General features: G+C 61.1%; 16 protein-coding genes and 1 pseudogene. 12 read left to right on the forward strand and 5 right to left on the reverse strand.

Annotation, left to right across the window (positions count from 1 at the left end; all coding sequences use genetic code 11):
- Positions 1-42: 42 nt before the first annotated feature.
- From CU669_RS19500 to CU669_RS19520, 5 genes are all read left to right on the forward strand, one after another.
- Positions 43-1788, forward strand: coding sequence for a sensor histidine kinase (locus tag CU669_RS19500; RefSeq protein ID WP_112147266.1), 1746 nt, complete (start codon positions 43-45; stop codon positions 1786-1788).
- Positions 1785-2426 (forward strand): response regulator transcription factor, encoded by a 642-nt coding sequence (locus tag CU669_RS19505; RefSeq protein ID WP_112147267.1) that lies wholly within the window; start codon positions 1785-1787, stop codon positions 2424-2426. Before CU669_RS19500 ends, CU669_RS19505 begins: the two co-directional genes overlap by 4 nt.
- An 84-nt stretch (positions 2427-2510) precedes the next feature.
- On the forward strand, positions 2511-3803 hold the full coding sequence (locus CU669_RS19510; RefSeq protein WP_112147268.1) for a cytochrome c: 1293 nt from the start codon (positions 2511-2513) through the stop codon (positions 3801-3803).
- A 23-nt stretch (positions 3804-3826) separates the two neighbouring features.
- On the forward strand, positions 3827-4678 hold the full coding sequence (locus CU669_RS19515) for a c-type cytochrome (protein ID WP_239988806.1): 852 nt from the start codon (positions 3827-3829) through the stop codon (positions 4676-4678).
- A 165-nt stretch (positions 4679-4843) separates the two neighbouring features.
- Entirely contained in the window at positions 4844-5365 is a 522-nt protein-coding gene (locus tag CU669_RS19520) for a hypothetical protein (protein WP_205119514.1), read from the forward strand.
- A 24-nt stretch (positions 5366-5389) separates the two neighbouring features.
- Here the strand turns inward: CU669_RS19520 and CU669_RS19525 are convergent, their stop codons facing one another.
- From CU669_RS19525 to CU669_RS19545, 5 genes are read right to left on the reverse strand one after another with little or no spacing between them, the layout of a single operon-like run.
- The gene (locus CU669_RS19525; RefSeq protein WP_112147270.1) at positions 5390-5623 is read right to left on the reverse strand and encodes a hypothetical protein; all 234 of its coding nucleotides are present in this window, start codon (positions 5621-5623) and stop codon (positions 5390-5392) included.
- 59 nt (positions 5624-5682) lie between these two features.
- On the reverse strand, positions 5683-6579 hold the full coding sequence (locus tag CU669_RS19530) for an alpha/beta hydrolase (protein WP_112147271.1): 897 nt from the start codon (positions 6577-6579) through the stop codon (positions 5683-5685).
- Positions 6579-6815 (reverse strand): thioredoxin family protein, encoded by a 237-nt coding sequence (locus CU669_RS19535; protein WP_112147272.1) that lies wholly within the window; start codon positions 6813-6815, stop codon positions 6579-6581. The genes CU669_RS19530 and CU669_RS19535 overlap by 1 nt, the downstream gene beginning before the upstream one ends.
- Positions 6816-6830: 15 nt before the next feature.
- Positions 6831-7796, reverse strand: a complete 966-nt coding sequence (locus CU669_RS19540) for a permease (protein WP_112147273.1) — start codon at positions 7794-7796, stop codon at positions 6831-6833.
- Positions 7797-7808: 12 nt separating this feature from the next.
- Positions 7809-8165, reverse strand: a complete 357-nt coding sequence (locus CU669_RS19545) for an ArsR/SmtB family transcription factor (protein WP_112147274.1) — start codon at positions 8163-8165, stop codon at positions 7809-7811.
- A 421-nt stretch (positions 8166-8586) separates the two neighbouring features.
- Between CU669_RS19545 and CU669_RS19550 the strand changes: the two genes are divergently transcribed.
- From CU669_RS19550 to CU669_RS19575, 7 genes and pseudogenes are all read left to right on the forward strand, one after another.
- The gene (locus tag CU669_RS19550; RefSeq protein WP_112147275.1) at positions 8587-9108 is read left to right on the forward strand and encodes a YeeE/YedE thiosulfate transporter family protein; all 522 of its coding nucleotides are present in this window, start codon (positions 8587-8589) and stop codon (positions 9106-9108) included.
- A 12-nt stretch (positions 9109-9120) separates the two neighbouring features.
- Complete coding sequence (locus tag CU669_RS19555; RefSeq protein WP_192884639.1) at positions 9121-9747, forward strand: YeeE/YedE thiosulfate transporter family protein; 627 nt, start codon at positions 9121-9123, stop codon at positions 9745-9747.
- Positions 9748-9768: 21 nt separating this feature from the next.
- On the forward strand, positions 9769-10002 hold the full coding sequence (locus CU669_RS19560) for a DUF2798 domain-containing protein (protein WP_112147277.1): 234 nt from the start codon (positions 9769-9771) through the stop codon (positions 10000-10002).
- A gap of 167 nt (positions 10003-10169) precedes the next feature.
- A complete protein-coding gene (gene mamV / locus CU669_RS19565) occupies positions 10170-11132 on the forward strand; it encodes a CDF transporter MamV (RefSeq protein WP_161539741.1) in 963 nt (320 codons plus the stop codon).
- A 29-nt stretch (positions 11133-11161) separates the two neighbouring features.
- A complete protein-coding gene (locus tag CU669_RS19570) occupies positions 11162-11515 on the forward strand; it encodes a CZB domain-containing protein (protein ID WP_112147279.1) in 354 nt (117 codons plus the stop codon).
- Positions 11516-11528: 13 nt separating this feature from the next.
- Positions 11529-11834, forward strand: a complete 306-nt coding sequence (gene mamR / locus CU669_RS21225; RefSeq protein WP_146747812.1) for a magnetosome protein MamR — start codon at positions 11529-11531, stop codon at positions 11832-11834.
- Positions 11835-11903: 69 nt separating this feature from the next.
- Positions 11904-12133 (forward strand): annotated as a pseudogene (locus CU669_RS19575) (IS1634 family transposase); the annotation flags it as partial.

Below are 12133 nucleotides of genomic sequence, written 5' to 3' on the forward strand. Positions count from 1 at the left end.
GGTGCTCTCGGGGTCAGTCAGCGGATTTGCTGAAGGCAAGACATGCGCGTTCTCCTCATATTGTCGGTCCTGCTCGGGTGGTCAGCCGTGGTATCCGGGGCGGAGGCGCCGAGCCTGCGCATCGGGGTTCTGGCGTTCCGTGGTGCCGAAATGGCGGAAAGCGAGTGGGAGCCGACGCTGGCGTATCTGCGGGGCCAATTGCCCCAACGTCACGTCGTCATCGTCCCGCTTGATCTCGATGGCTTGACCACTGCGGTGAAAAGCGGCAGCCTGGACTTCGTCATCACCAATCCCGGCCATTATGTCGAGCTTGAAGCAGCCTTCGGCGTCACCCGCATCGCCAGCCTGTCGGGGAGCGCGTCGGCGACCACTCTGCCAGCCATGGTGGGATCGGCAGTGGTGGTGCGGGCCGAGCGGACCGACCTCAATCGCCTTTCCGACCTTCGTGGATCCCGGCTGGCGGCGGTTTCTCCCGAGGCATTCGGCGGGTTTCGCGTGGTTTGGCGGGAATTGGCCGAAATTGGCATCGCCCCCTTTTCCGATACGGCGGGTCTCCAGTTCACCGGCTTTCCCATGGAGGCGGTGGCGGAGGCGGTCGCCGAAGGGAAGGCCGATGCCGGTATCCTGCGCTTCTGCCTGCTCGAGCAGATGGAGGCGGAAGGCCGCATCACGCCGGGTCTGTTGCGGGTCCTCGGCGGCATACCGTCCCATGGCTGCCTGAGTTCGACCCGGCTTTACCCCGATTGGCCTTTCGCCAGGCTGGCTGCGACGCCGGAAGCCCTGGCCAAGCAGGTGGCCATTGCCTTGCTGGCCATGCCCGAGGGCGACGGCTACGCCTGGACGGTGCCCGCCGACTATCAGCCGGTCCATGACCTGTTTCGCGCGCTGAAAATCGGCCCCTATGCCTATCTGCGCCATCCTTCGGCACGCCAGCTTCTTCGCGATTACTGGCCCTGGCTGGTGATGGCGCTGCTGGGGGTTGTCTGGTGGCTGGTCCACGTCGCTCGGGTGGAATATTTGGTTCGCCGCCGCACCGCTGAACTGCGCTCCGCCCACGCGGAGGCCCGTCTTCGGCGCGAGGAAATGGAACACGGCGCTCGTTTGGCTCTGCTGGGAGAGATGGCATCCAGCCTGGCCCATGAAATCAGCCAGCCCCTGGCCGCCATCGCCAATTACGCCAGCGGCTGCCAGCGGCGGCTCACGTCCCATACCGATCCCGAAGGGGTCACCGAGGGGGTCGGCCTAATCGCGGCGCAGGCCGAGCGGGCGGCGGGGATCGTCAAGCGCATCCGCGCCTTCGCGCGCAAGCGCAGCCCGGTCCCTCAGAACCTTGACGCCAATGGCCCGCTGGTCGAGGCGGTGGAGTTGTTCCAGACCGTCGCGGCCCGCCACGGGGTGGGGGTCAGCCTGGATCTGGGGCAGGGGCTTCCCCCGGTTCTGGCCGATCGGCTGCGCATCGAACAGGTGGTGCTTAATCTGTTGCAGAATGCCGCCGATGCCATGAGCAAGAGCGAGCCCCGTCATATCGCGGTGAGTTCCTCGGCCGTCGCCGAGGGGGTGGAGATTCGCGTTGCCGATACCGGGCCGGGCCTGAGTCCCGAGGCGCGAGCGCGGCTGTTCGAGCCGTTCTTCACCACCAAGCCGGATGGGCTGGGATTGGGATTGTCCTTGTCGCGGACCATGATCGAGGCTCAGGGTGGCCGACTCTGGGCCGAGGATGCGCCCGGCGGCGGCGCCGTCTTCCGGTTTACTCTCCCCGTTACCACCGGCCCCACGGAGATTCCATGACCTGCGGTCACTGCGGCTCTGCCAATCCTTGCACTCCGGTCATCCATGTGGTGGACGACGACGAAGCCATGCGCCATTCCCTGGCTTTTCTGCTCAAATCGCTTGGTCATCCGGTGGAGTGTTACCCCTCGGCCGAGGCGTTCTTGTTGGCGCAGCCGCCCACCGGGCCGGGCTGTCTGGTGCTGGACATGCGCATGCCGGGCATGAGCGGCCTGGACCTGCAAAATGCTCTGAACCGCGCCGGGTCGACCCTCGGCGTGGTGTTCATCTCGGGGCATGGCGATATTCCCATGGTGGTGCGCGCCATGCGCCAAGGCGCGGTGGATTTTCTGGAAAAGCCGTTCAACGACCAGAGGTTGCTGGATCTGGTTGCCGAAGCCCTGGAGCGGGCGGCGGGCGCTTGCGCCGAAGCCCATACCGCGCGGCTGCTGTCCCAGCGGCAAGAGAGCCTGACCCCGCGCGAGCGCGACGTCATGGCTCTGGTGGTCCTGGGCAAGCCCAACAAAGTGATCGCCCATGAGCTGGACATCTCCATGAAGACGGTGGAGGCCCATCGCGCCCATGTCATGGAGAAGATGGAGGCCGGGTCCGTGGCCGATCTCACCCGGATGCTGATGACGCTTCAGGGAAAACCCTAAGCCCCACTCCGGGCTTTCCCCAATATGGCCTCCCCGGCTATCGGCCTAGCCTGACAACCTAGGCCTGCCCGGGGAGCGCCAATCATGTTTTCGAAGTCGCCGACAACGGTCACCGCATTCTTCCTGGCCGCCTTGGCCTGGAGCGCCAGCGCCCATGCCGAAATCGACTTGGCTGCCACCAAGGCCGAGGCGGCCCTGATCGAGGCTGGACGCAAGGTGGCGGTGGCCGGCGACTGCATCGCCTGTCATACCGTGCCGGGCGGCAAGCCCTATGCGGGTGGCTTGGCCATGGAAACTCCCATCGGGACCATCTATTCCACCAACATCACCCCCGACGCCACCACCGGTATCGGTCCTTACAGCTATGACGACTTCGCCGCCGCCCTGCGCCGGGGCGTGGCCAAGGACGGCCACAATCTCTATCCCGCCATGCCCTATCCGTCCTATGCCCGCGTCAGCGATGCCGATATGCGGGCGCTTTACGCCTATTTCATGGATGGGGTGGATGCTGTGGATCAGCCCAATCGGGGCAGTGACATTCCCTGGCCACTGTCCATGCGCTGGCCTTTGGGCGTCTGGAACATGGCCTTCGCCCCCGGCGAGGCGGTCAAGGCGGTCTCCATCGCCGATCGCGGCGCCTATCTGGTGGAGGGGTTGGGCCATTGTGGCTCGTGCCACACCCCGCGCGGCATCGCCTTCCAGGAAAAGGCCTTGTCCGCCGCCGATGGCCCGCAATTTCTCGGCGGCGGCATGATCGACGGCTGGTTCGCCAAGTCCCTGCGCAACGACGTCGGACACGGAATGGGCGATTGGAGCGAGGACGAACTGGTGGAGTTCCTGAAAACCGGCCGCAATGCCCGCACCGCCGCCTTCGGCGGTATGACCGAGGTGATTACCCACAGCACCCAGGCCATGGACGAGGCCGATCTGCGTGCCATGGCCCGCTCGCTGAAGGCGCTGTCCGCCGCCGGTCCGACCTATGTGGCCAAGGGCGGCGATACCGCCTTCGACGAGTTGCGCCAAGGCAAATATGCCCGCCGGGGCGCCACCCTCTATGCCGAGTTCTGCCAAAGCTGTCACCGGGCCGACGGTCAGGGCGTGCCGCGCATCTATCCCGCCCTGGCGGGCAATTCGGCGGTGTTGCCCGACAATCCGGCTTCGACCATCCGCGTCGCCTTGGCCGGAGGCCGCATGCCGGTGACCGATCACGGCCCCACCGCCTTCGCCATGCCGGGCTTCAGCCGTCTCTCCGACGCCGAACTGGCCGATGTGCTGAGCTTTGTGCGGGGAGCCTGGGGCAACAATGCCCCGGCGGTGAACGCATCCGAAGTGGCGAAGACGCGCAAGGCCTTCCCCATCCTTCCCGCACGTCCTTAACGGCTCGGACCATGGAGAGCATTATGCGCATTCAGACCGCCATCGTCCTGGTCGCCGCCATCCTGGGAAGCCTCCCGGCATATGCCGCCGATCCCGCTCCCATCGCTTTCGCGGTCCCCAAGGACACCGACATGCCCAAGGGCGAGGCTGGTGAGATGATCCTGCTGGGCCGCCGTCTGATGTCCGAGACCAAACGGCTGTTGCCCGACCATGTGGGGGCGGAAATGACCTGCGCGTCCTGCCATCTGCTGGCGGGCAAGGTTCCCTTCGGCTCGCCTTTCCTGGGCACCAGCCCCGCCTTTCCGCAATATGCTCCCCGGGCCGGGCGCGAGATCACCCTGGCCGAGCGCATCAACGGCTGTTTCCTGCGCTCCATGAACGGTAAGCCGCTGCCGGTGGAGTCCAAGGAGATGAAGGCCATGCTGGCCTATATGGATTGGTTGTCCAAGGATCTGCCTCCCACCAAAGGCAAGCTGGCCATTCAGGGCAAGGGCATCGGCAAGATCAATACCGATCTGGTCCCCGATCCGGTCAATGGCCGCAAGGTCTATGACCGTGATTGCGCCATCTGCCATGGCGCCGATGGCGAGGGCAAGATCGACGCCCGGGGCGAGACCGTCTTCCCGCCGCTGTGGGGGGACAAGTCCTTCAATATCGGCGCCGGTATGGCACGGACCTACACTGCGGCGGCCTTCGTCTACCGCAACATGCCGCTGGCCCATGGCATGAACGGACTGCTGGGGCAGGGCGGCGCCTTGACTGAACAGGAAGCGGTGGACGTGGCCGCGTATTTCTCGCACCAGCCACGCCCCGACTTCCCCGCCAAGGTCAAGGACTGGCCCAAGGACCCCAAGCCCAAGGACGCCCGGTACTGACGCAACTCCACGTCAAAACGACTGTACGCGGCGATGCCGCTCATCTGAGGGGGAGAAGACTATGAAAAAGAAATGCGTTAAAAGGACACTTTCGCACATGAAGCAGAATGGAAGTGGCTTCGTTGCGGGGGCCAGCCGCGGTTTCTGGCGGCGGCGGTCGGCGGCGTGGTGTCCTACGCCCTGATGAACCTGCTGATGACCTCGGCCCCGCTGGCCATGAGGCTTTGCGGGCTGTCCATCTCCGATTCCAATCTGGCCATCCAATGGCACGTGGTCGCCATGTATGGACCCAGCTTCTTCACCGGCGCCCTCATCGCCCACTTCGGCGCCATGCGCGTGGTGGCCATGGGGCTGACGACTATCGCCTTCGCCGGGGCAACGGGTTTGCTGGGCACGACGGCATCCCATTTCTGGGTGGGCCTGATCCTGTTGGGCCTGGGCTGGAATTTCGGCTTCGTCGGCGCCTCGGCCATGGTGTTGGGCACCCACCGTCTGGAGGAACGCAACAAGGTTCAGGCATTCAACGATTTCATCGTGTTCGGGACGGTGGCGTTCGGCTCGTTCTCCTCGGGGCACCTGCTGGCGACCCACGGTTGGACGGTGGTCAACTGGACGGTGTTTCCCTTCGTGGTTCTGGCGGTTGTGGTGCTGACCTCCTCGGGCCTGTTCCGGCGAGGGAGCAGCTGACGCCGCCCTCACCCGGCCCTATTTTTACGGACCCGTGAACAGGGTTTCGGTCTCCACCGAGGCGCCCAGGATGAAGCGCAGCGGCATCTTCTTGTCATCCAGCGGCGATGGCGGGGCCGAGACGAAGACCCGGAAAGTGCCGGCGCTGTCCCTGGGAACCTCCAGCCGCAGGGCCTTTGCACGGCTGACCGCTACACCTCCGACATGGGTGGCGGAAATGCCCAGAACGCACAGGGCAAACAAGATGCGATCGAACATGCCGACAGCCTGGACCAGAGACCGGAATGGGACAACAGCAGAGTGCTCGACTGAGACCGCTACGGCCCCGCAGGCATACCGCCCGAGATGGCCTCCCGAGCCTTGAAAGAACGGTCGAGAAAATCGGTCAGAACCAGGCTGATCCGCTCAAAGCAGCCCGCTTCATCATGGCCGGTGCCGTCAAGAATGGCGAGTTCGGCCATCGGGCTCGTCGCGCGGGCGAAAATGGCGCTGGCGGCAGCGGGGGCCACCATCAGGTCGTCGGCGCCATGGCCGATCAGGACGGGACATCTTATCCGCGAGATGGTGGCAACAGGCGCAATGTCGTCAAAAGTGTGCCCGATAATCCGTTCGACATAACGGCAGATCATCCACCCGATGGGGCGATAAGGCACCTTTGCCCGGGACAGATAGGTCCGCATGACCGTCTCGGGGTGATCGAATGCCGAGAGGCTGATCACAGCCCGCAGATTCTCGCGGCCAGAGGCTGCCAGGAGACCGGCCGCCCCGCCGACGGAATGCCCCAGGACAGCCAAGGCATGCGGATCAATATCCGGCAACAAGGCGGCCCAATCAAGGGCGCTATCAATGTCTTCGGCGAATCTAGGCATGGATGAAAAGTTATCCTGGTCGCTGCGTCCATGGCTTCGGGCATCGATCACCAGAACTGAATAACCGTGACGGCGGATGGGCACAGCTAACGGCAGCATGGATTCAGCATTAGCCCCCCAACCATGCATGACGACTATCAGCGGCGCGCCCGGCCCGGCAGACATCAGCCATCCAAACAGCCGCTTCCCACCGACCGCAGGAATAGTGGCCTCCGTGAAGGCTTCGCCGTAATCCCCGGGAGATCCGACTTCAATGACGCGGTCAACTCGAAAGCCCTGCCAAATCGCCCACCGGGCTGCAAACAGCGCCCCCAGGATCAAGACGATCCCAAGGACGAGCAGCATCAAGAGCGTAGCCAGGACTCGATCTTCTCAGTCTTCGGAATTCCACCTGCATGGACCACCGTGCCATCCAGGACCACGCCGGGAGTGCTCATGACCCCATATCCGAGGATGGTGGCCATATCGGTAACTTTCTCGATGTCAACCACGACACCCAATGCCGCTGCCTTTTCCTCGATCAGCTTGGCGGTGGTGACGCAGTTCTTGCAGCCCGATCCCAGCACTTTGAACGATTTCATGATGTCCTCCTCAGGTCAGGCAAAAATCACATTCAGCAGATAGCCGACGACCATGAATGAGATGGTCAGGAACACGCCGAAGAAGATCAGCATTTGCGGCTTCAACACCTTGCGCAGCATGATGAACTCGGGCGGGGAAATGCCGACGACGCTCATCATGAAGGCGATGACGGTGCCGATGGGAACCCCCTTGGCGATCAGCGCCTCCGCGACCGGAATGATGCCGGTGGCGTTGGAATAAAGCGGCAGGCCCATCAACACCGCCACCGGCACGGCGAACGGATTGTCGGCCGAGGCATACTGGGCGAACAGCTCCTGCGGCACATAGCCATGCAGGGCTGAACCGATGCCGACGCCGATGATGATGTAAAGCCAGATGCGTCCGACGATATCCTTGACCTCGCCCCAGGCGTAGCGAATCCGCCCAGCCATGGAACCGTCCACCTCGGACTGGGCGATGGTCCCCATGCGGATCTTCCAGACATAGTCCTCAACCCAGCGTTCCATATGCAAGCGATCGATGAGGATGCCGCCCAAAATGCCGACGCTCATGCCGGTCACCACATAGACCGTGGTCATCTTCCAGCCCATGATGGAGCCGAGAATGACCACGGCCACCTCGTTGACCAGTGGCGAGGTAATCAGGAACGCCATGGTAACGCCCACCGGAATGCCGCCTTCGAGGAAGCCGATGAACAGCGGTACCGACGAGCAGGAGCAGAACGGGGTGACGGCGCCCAGGATCACGGCCAGAACGTAGCCGATCCCGCGTGAAGTCCCTTCGATATAGCCCCGGACCTTTTCCGGCGACAGCATGGTACGGAACAGGCCCATGACGAAGACAACGATCACCAGCAGAAAGAAGATCTTGGTGGTGTCCTCGACGAAGAAGTGGACCGCATCCGCCAGTTTCGTTCCCGGCTCAAGAGTAAGGAGGTCGGCAATGGTCCAATCGGCGAGGCGGGTGAAGATCTCGAACATGGCTTTCGCCTTTCATACACCGGAAGCCCGTTTCCGGGGCGTGCGGGCGGGCATGCTTTTCAGCCGAAGGACATCTTCGGCGTGAAGGTAGTCTTGGGTGGCCCCGGCAACCGCCGCAGTTACCGCATCCTTGACCCATTGCGGGATATCCGCAGCCAAGGAGTAAAGGACCCATTGGGCGTCACGACGGTCTGTGACCAGTCCGCAATCTCGAAGTGCCGCCATGTGCTTGGAAATTTTCGGCTGATTGGCGGCGAGCGCATGGGTCAGTTCGCAAACACAAAGCTCCCCTTCCCTGGCCAGAAGCGCCAAGCTGCGCAGACGGATGGGATCTGATAGAGCGGTGAAGATGGCTGCCTGATATTCCATGTTAATAATATAACATAAATTGCATATTCCGCAAACGGAATGTTACTACACGAATCGGCTTCTCCATGCCGCCCAGAGAGGAGGGCAATGACCGGGAATTGCTTCGTCCGCGAGCCGCATGGAGAAGGTTCGATTCCCGCCTCCCGCCACTTAACTTTTTCGAGCAATTACGAGCACCAGCGATCACGGGCAGGCAAACAGACGCAGTCTTCGGCGTGTGCGCCGCCTTTGGCTGACCTTCCGGGTGCCTGAACCCGGCTGCACAGTCAATTCGTAAATCCTGTTCGCCGGACCGCCCACCGACGGCCAACCCAACCTGGGGGAGGGATCCACGGGTACTGCCCCTTTTTGTCTGGGCAAGACTTGCAATCCATCGAGCACTCCTTTATATCATAAATGCCTAATATAAAGGAGTGCGACCATGTCCATCTTCTCCTTCCGCAGGGCCGCTTGGTCGCCCTATGTGGCCGGTGTCATCATCGGCCTGTTGCAGATCCCGGCATTCCTGCTGATGAATACCGCTCTCGGCGCCTCGTCGTCCTATGTCACTGTGGCTGGGACTCTGGCCAGCCTTTTCGATCCAGGCATCACCCGGATCGAATATGTGGCCAAGCATCTGGAAGGTGCCAAGAACTGGTGGCAGGTGGCCCTGGTGGTGGGCATCGCCCTTGGGGCAATGATTTCGTCGCGCTTGGGCGGCACGGCGCGGACCGGCGTCTCCCGTGCCTGGGGGCGGGTGGCCTCGGCTCGGCCATCTGTGCGCTTTCCCATGGCCTTCGCGGGAGGCTTTCTGATGCTGCTGGGGGCCCGAATCGCTGACGGTTGCACCTCGGGTCACGGGATATCCGGCATTGCCCAATTGTCGGTGGGATCGCTGATCGCGGTCACCGCTATGTTCACCGGCGGCATACTGGCCGCCTTGCTGTTCTTTCGCCGCATCTGAGGAGTTGCGATCATGAGCGTCGTCACCGCCATCCTGATCGGTCTGGCCATGGGATTCGTCTTCGGATTTGCGCTGGAGAAGTCGCGCGTCTTCGAGCCCGGCATCATCGTCGGCCAGATGCAGATGCGCAATTTCATCATGCTGAAAATCTTCCTGACAGCCGTGGCCACCGGCTTGTTGGTCTTGACCGTCATGTCCCTGTACGGGGTTAAGATGCACCCAAAACCAACTCTCGCTATGGCCGACCTAGTCGGCGGCATGTTGCTGGGTGTGGGAATCACCGTTGCCGGAGCGTGTCCGGGCACGGTGCTGGCCCAGATTGGGGCTGGCTACAAGGATGCATGGATAACTCTAGTCGGCGGCCTTCTCGGTGCCCTGACCTTCAGCTATGCCGAACCGGCGCTAAAGCCGGTTCTGATGTCCGCCAGTAGCGGCAAGTTGACCCTGGATGGGCTATTTGGAGCGCCGTTCTGGCTGGTGGCCGTGCCCTTAGCTCTGGTGCTGATCGTCTCGCTGTTGGCGCTTGAGCGCTGGCGGCCGTGGCGAAATGAACTGGGCGAGCGCGCCGACGGCGTAACAAGTGAGGCTTTGCTCCTGACCGAAAGCGCGCCGGATCAAGCCCACACCGTCCATCCCTGACAGAGCTGCCAGGAGTACATCATGAGCAAGTTGCCCAAAACCCGATTCCATCTGGTCTTCTCCCTGATGATGGGGGCGATGATGATCTCACTGATGACCTTCGTCATCACGGCAGTCAATGTGGGATTCGGGGCTGATTTCCTGGGGCGCTGGCTGAAGGCATTCGCAATCGCCTATGTGGTCGGCGTCCCGGTGATCTATTTCCTGGCGCCGGTGGCCCGGCGGCTAACAGGCCGCTTAGTCGAGATGCCTTAGCACGTAGCGCGAAACACCCTTCAGTGGCGGGCACAAAAAAGTAGGTGAGGGGCAGAGCTCCTGACCAGTGGGTAGGTCGCTCCCGCAACGAGAATATGATTTGGCGCTTCTCCGGGCTCATGTTGAGGGCTATCCTTGCGCGGCACCTGAGAGGACTGGCAATTCACATGGGAAATTCGGGCAGTAAAACCTGCGTAGAAAAGGCTGCGCGGTTGGATCTGGGAGGCACGCTGGCCCAAGCGATATTCCGGAGCCTGCTTGGTGTGATGTCAGGCAGCATGGGCATGGCAGCGCAGGGACTGTATTCCATTGGTGACGCCATCACCAAGAGCCTGACCCTCGCCAGCATCCGAATTTCCAAGATTCCTCCGAGCAAGACTTTTCCGTTTGGGGCAGGAAAGATTCTGTTCGTTACCTCGCTCATAATCGGAATATCCCTCATCGGGACCGGTGTCTTTCTAGCCAGCACGAGCTTCAATGAGCCGAACACCGTGGAGGCAACAGGCTCTCTGTTTGCCATCGTCGGCGTCATAGTCTCCGCTGCTTTTAGCGAGCTGATGTCGCGCTATCTTTCTTGTGTCGCGACGGAAAATGACAACATTGCGCTCCGTTCTGCGAGCCGTGATAATCGAATCGACGCGATCACCTCCATCGTCGTATTCACCGGAATCGTTCTTTCCGATGCTGGGCTTGATGCTGCAGATCACATCGCTGCGCTCCTCGTCTCCCTGATTGTCATGAATATTGGCAGAATCATCGCTTGGGATGCCATCAAGGGCCTTTTAGACGTCACAGTTCCGCGTGAAACCCTTGACGAAATCGCCCGCAAGTCACGGGCCACAAAGGGCGTTAGAGAAATCAAGTTGATCCGCGGCCGCAGCCTGGGCGAGTTCTGGGAAATATATATGCACGTTTCGATTGGCGAGATGCTGACGGTTGCTGAAAGCAACGCCATCGTCAACAGCCTTAGGGAGAATATCCTTGATAGTTTTCCAAAGGTGCAACATGCGTGGATCATCACGGTGCCAGACACGAACCGAAATGACGATGTCCCAGATTACTGGGCAGATCATTTATTCGCGGAAGCGATAAAACAAGAGCCTGTGTCAGCAGGCATTCCTTCGGAATGATTTTCCGCCATAGCACACGATGAGGCAGCATGATTGACATATCAAAGGCGCGGCTGGTTCACCTTCGATGGCTGCTTCAGCTTGAAAAGAAGATCCGGCACGAATCTGCGCCAGCACTTGAGTCCTGCCGGACATGTGAACTCGGAAAATGGATATACTCCGAGGCGCTCGAAAAATATAGTGCATACCCAGAGATTTCGTTTCTAGAGAAACGTCATCGGCATTTTCATGAAACAGCTGATATTCTTGTGAAACTATTCAGTGAGCGAAATTTTGTGGAGGCCGAAGTTGCTCTTGATGAACTGAAGCGTGATAGCCAAGACCTAATTTTTATGCTGACTATGTTCGAATATCGCTACACTGGGTTCAATGAGACAAGCTGAGCAGGAGAAACCCATGGCGAAGTCATCGAAGCCACTTGTTTCCATTGACAAGATTCTGGAAATTTTAGCTTCGGCCATTAGTATCGTTCTTGGACTATTCGGACTTAGCCAACACTACGGCTCCAATACGATAAAGCCATCGCGTATCTATTCCAGCGGCGACGCTGCTGAATTTTTGGATATGGCTCGTCTGGATGTGCTCAAGCTCATCAAGAGTGGCGCAATCCAAGCCACCAAGGGTGGCAACGGCAACTATCTGATCGTCGGCCAGTCACTGATCAATTATCTGGCCTCACCCAATGTGTCATCCACTGACTAATCTTTCGGTCCAGCGTATTGGCCTGGAATAATAGGTCCTGCCTCGGCGCACCACGAGCGGTGGCGGGGCATGATGGTCTGCCGCAATCCCGAGCTGGCTCGCCGCCGGGCGCACAAGCGCGAGGACTTGCTGCTGGCCACCGAGCGCGATCTCGCCACCATCCGCGATCGGGTGCAGCGCGCCCGTGCGCCCTTGCAGGGCAAGGCGGAAATCGGCCTCAAGGTCGGCGAGGTCCTCCATCGCCACAAGATGGCCAAGCATTTCGACCTCACCATCGGCGATGCCAGCTTCAGCTTTCG

The sequence above is a fragment of the Paramagnetospirillum kuznetsovii genome (genome assembly GCF_003284725.1).
Lineage (GTDB): Bacteria > Pseudomonadota > Alphaproteobacteria > Rhodospirillales > Magnetospirillaceae > Phaeospirillum > Phaeospirillum kuznetsovii.

Bases quoted from the DNA above. Each gene is read 5' to 3' on its own strand.
- CU669_RS19525 (WP_112147270.1), bottom strand. From the start codon at position 5,623: ATGTTCGATCGCATCTTGTTTGCCCTGTGCGTTCTGGGCATTTCCGCC.
- CU669_RS19510 (WP_112147268.1), top strand. From the start codon at position 2,511: ATGTTTTCGAAGTCGCCGACAACGGTCACCGCATTCTTCCTGGCCGCC.
- CU669_RS19505 (WP_112147267.1), top strand. From the start codon at position 1,785: ATGACCTGCGGTCACTGCGGCTCTGCCAATCCTTGCACTCCGGTCATC.
- CU669_RS19560 (WP_112147277.1), top strand. From the start codon at position 9,769: ATGAGCAAGTTGCCCAAAACCCGATTCCATCTGGTCTTCTCCCTGATG.
- CU669_RS19500 (WP_112147266.1), top strand. From the start codon at position 43: ATGCGCGTTCTCCTCATATTGTCGGTCCTGCTCGGGTGGTCAGCCGTG.
- CU669_RS19540 (WP_112147273.1), bottom strand. From the start codon at position 7,796: ATGTTCGAGATCTTCACCCGCCTCGCCGATTGGACCATTGCCGACCTC.
- CU669_RS19515 (WP_239988806.1), top strand. From the start codon at position 3,827: ATGCGCATTCAGACCGCCATCGTCCTGGTCGCCGCCATCCTGGGAAGC.
- mamR (WP_146747812.1), top strand. From the start codon at position 11,529: ATGGCGAAGTCATCGAAGCCACTTGTTTCCATTGACAAGATTCTGGAA.
- CU669_RS19570 (WP_112147279.1), top strand. From the start codon at position 11,162: ATGATTGACATATCAAAGGCGCGGCTGGTTCACCTTCGATGGCTGCTT.
- mamV (WP_161539741.1), top strand. From the start codon at position 10,170: ATGGGAAATTCGGGCAGTAAAACCTGCGTAGAAAAGGCTGCGCGGTTG.
- CU669_RS19545 (WP_112147274.1), bottom strand. From the start codon at position 8,165: ATGGAATATCAGGCAGCCATCTTCACCGCTCTATCAGATCCCATCCGT.
- CU669_RS19550 (WP_112147275.1), top strand. From the start codon at position 8,587: ATGTCCATCTTCTCCTTCCGCAGGGCCGCTTGGTCGCCCTATGTGGCC.
- CU669_RS19530 (WP_112147271.1), bottom strand. From the start codon at position 6,579: ATGCTGCTCGTCCTTGGGATCGTCTTGATCCTGGGGGCGCTGTTTGCA.
- CU669_RS19535 (WP_112147272.1), bottom strand. From the start codon at position 6,815: ATGAAATCGTTCAAAGTGCTGGGATCGGGCTGCAAGAACTGCGTCACC.
- CU669_RS19555 (WP_192884639.1), top strand. From the start codon at position 9,121: ATGAGCGTCGTCACCGCCATCCTGATCGGTCTGGCCATGGGATTCGTC.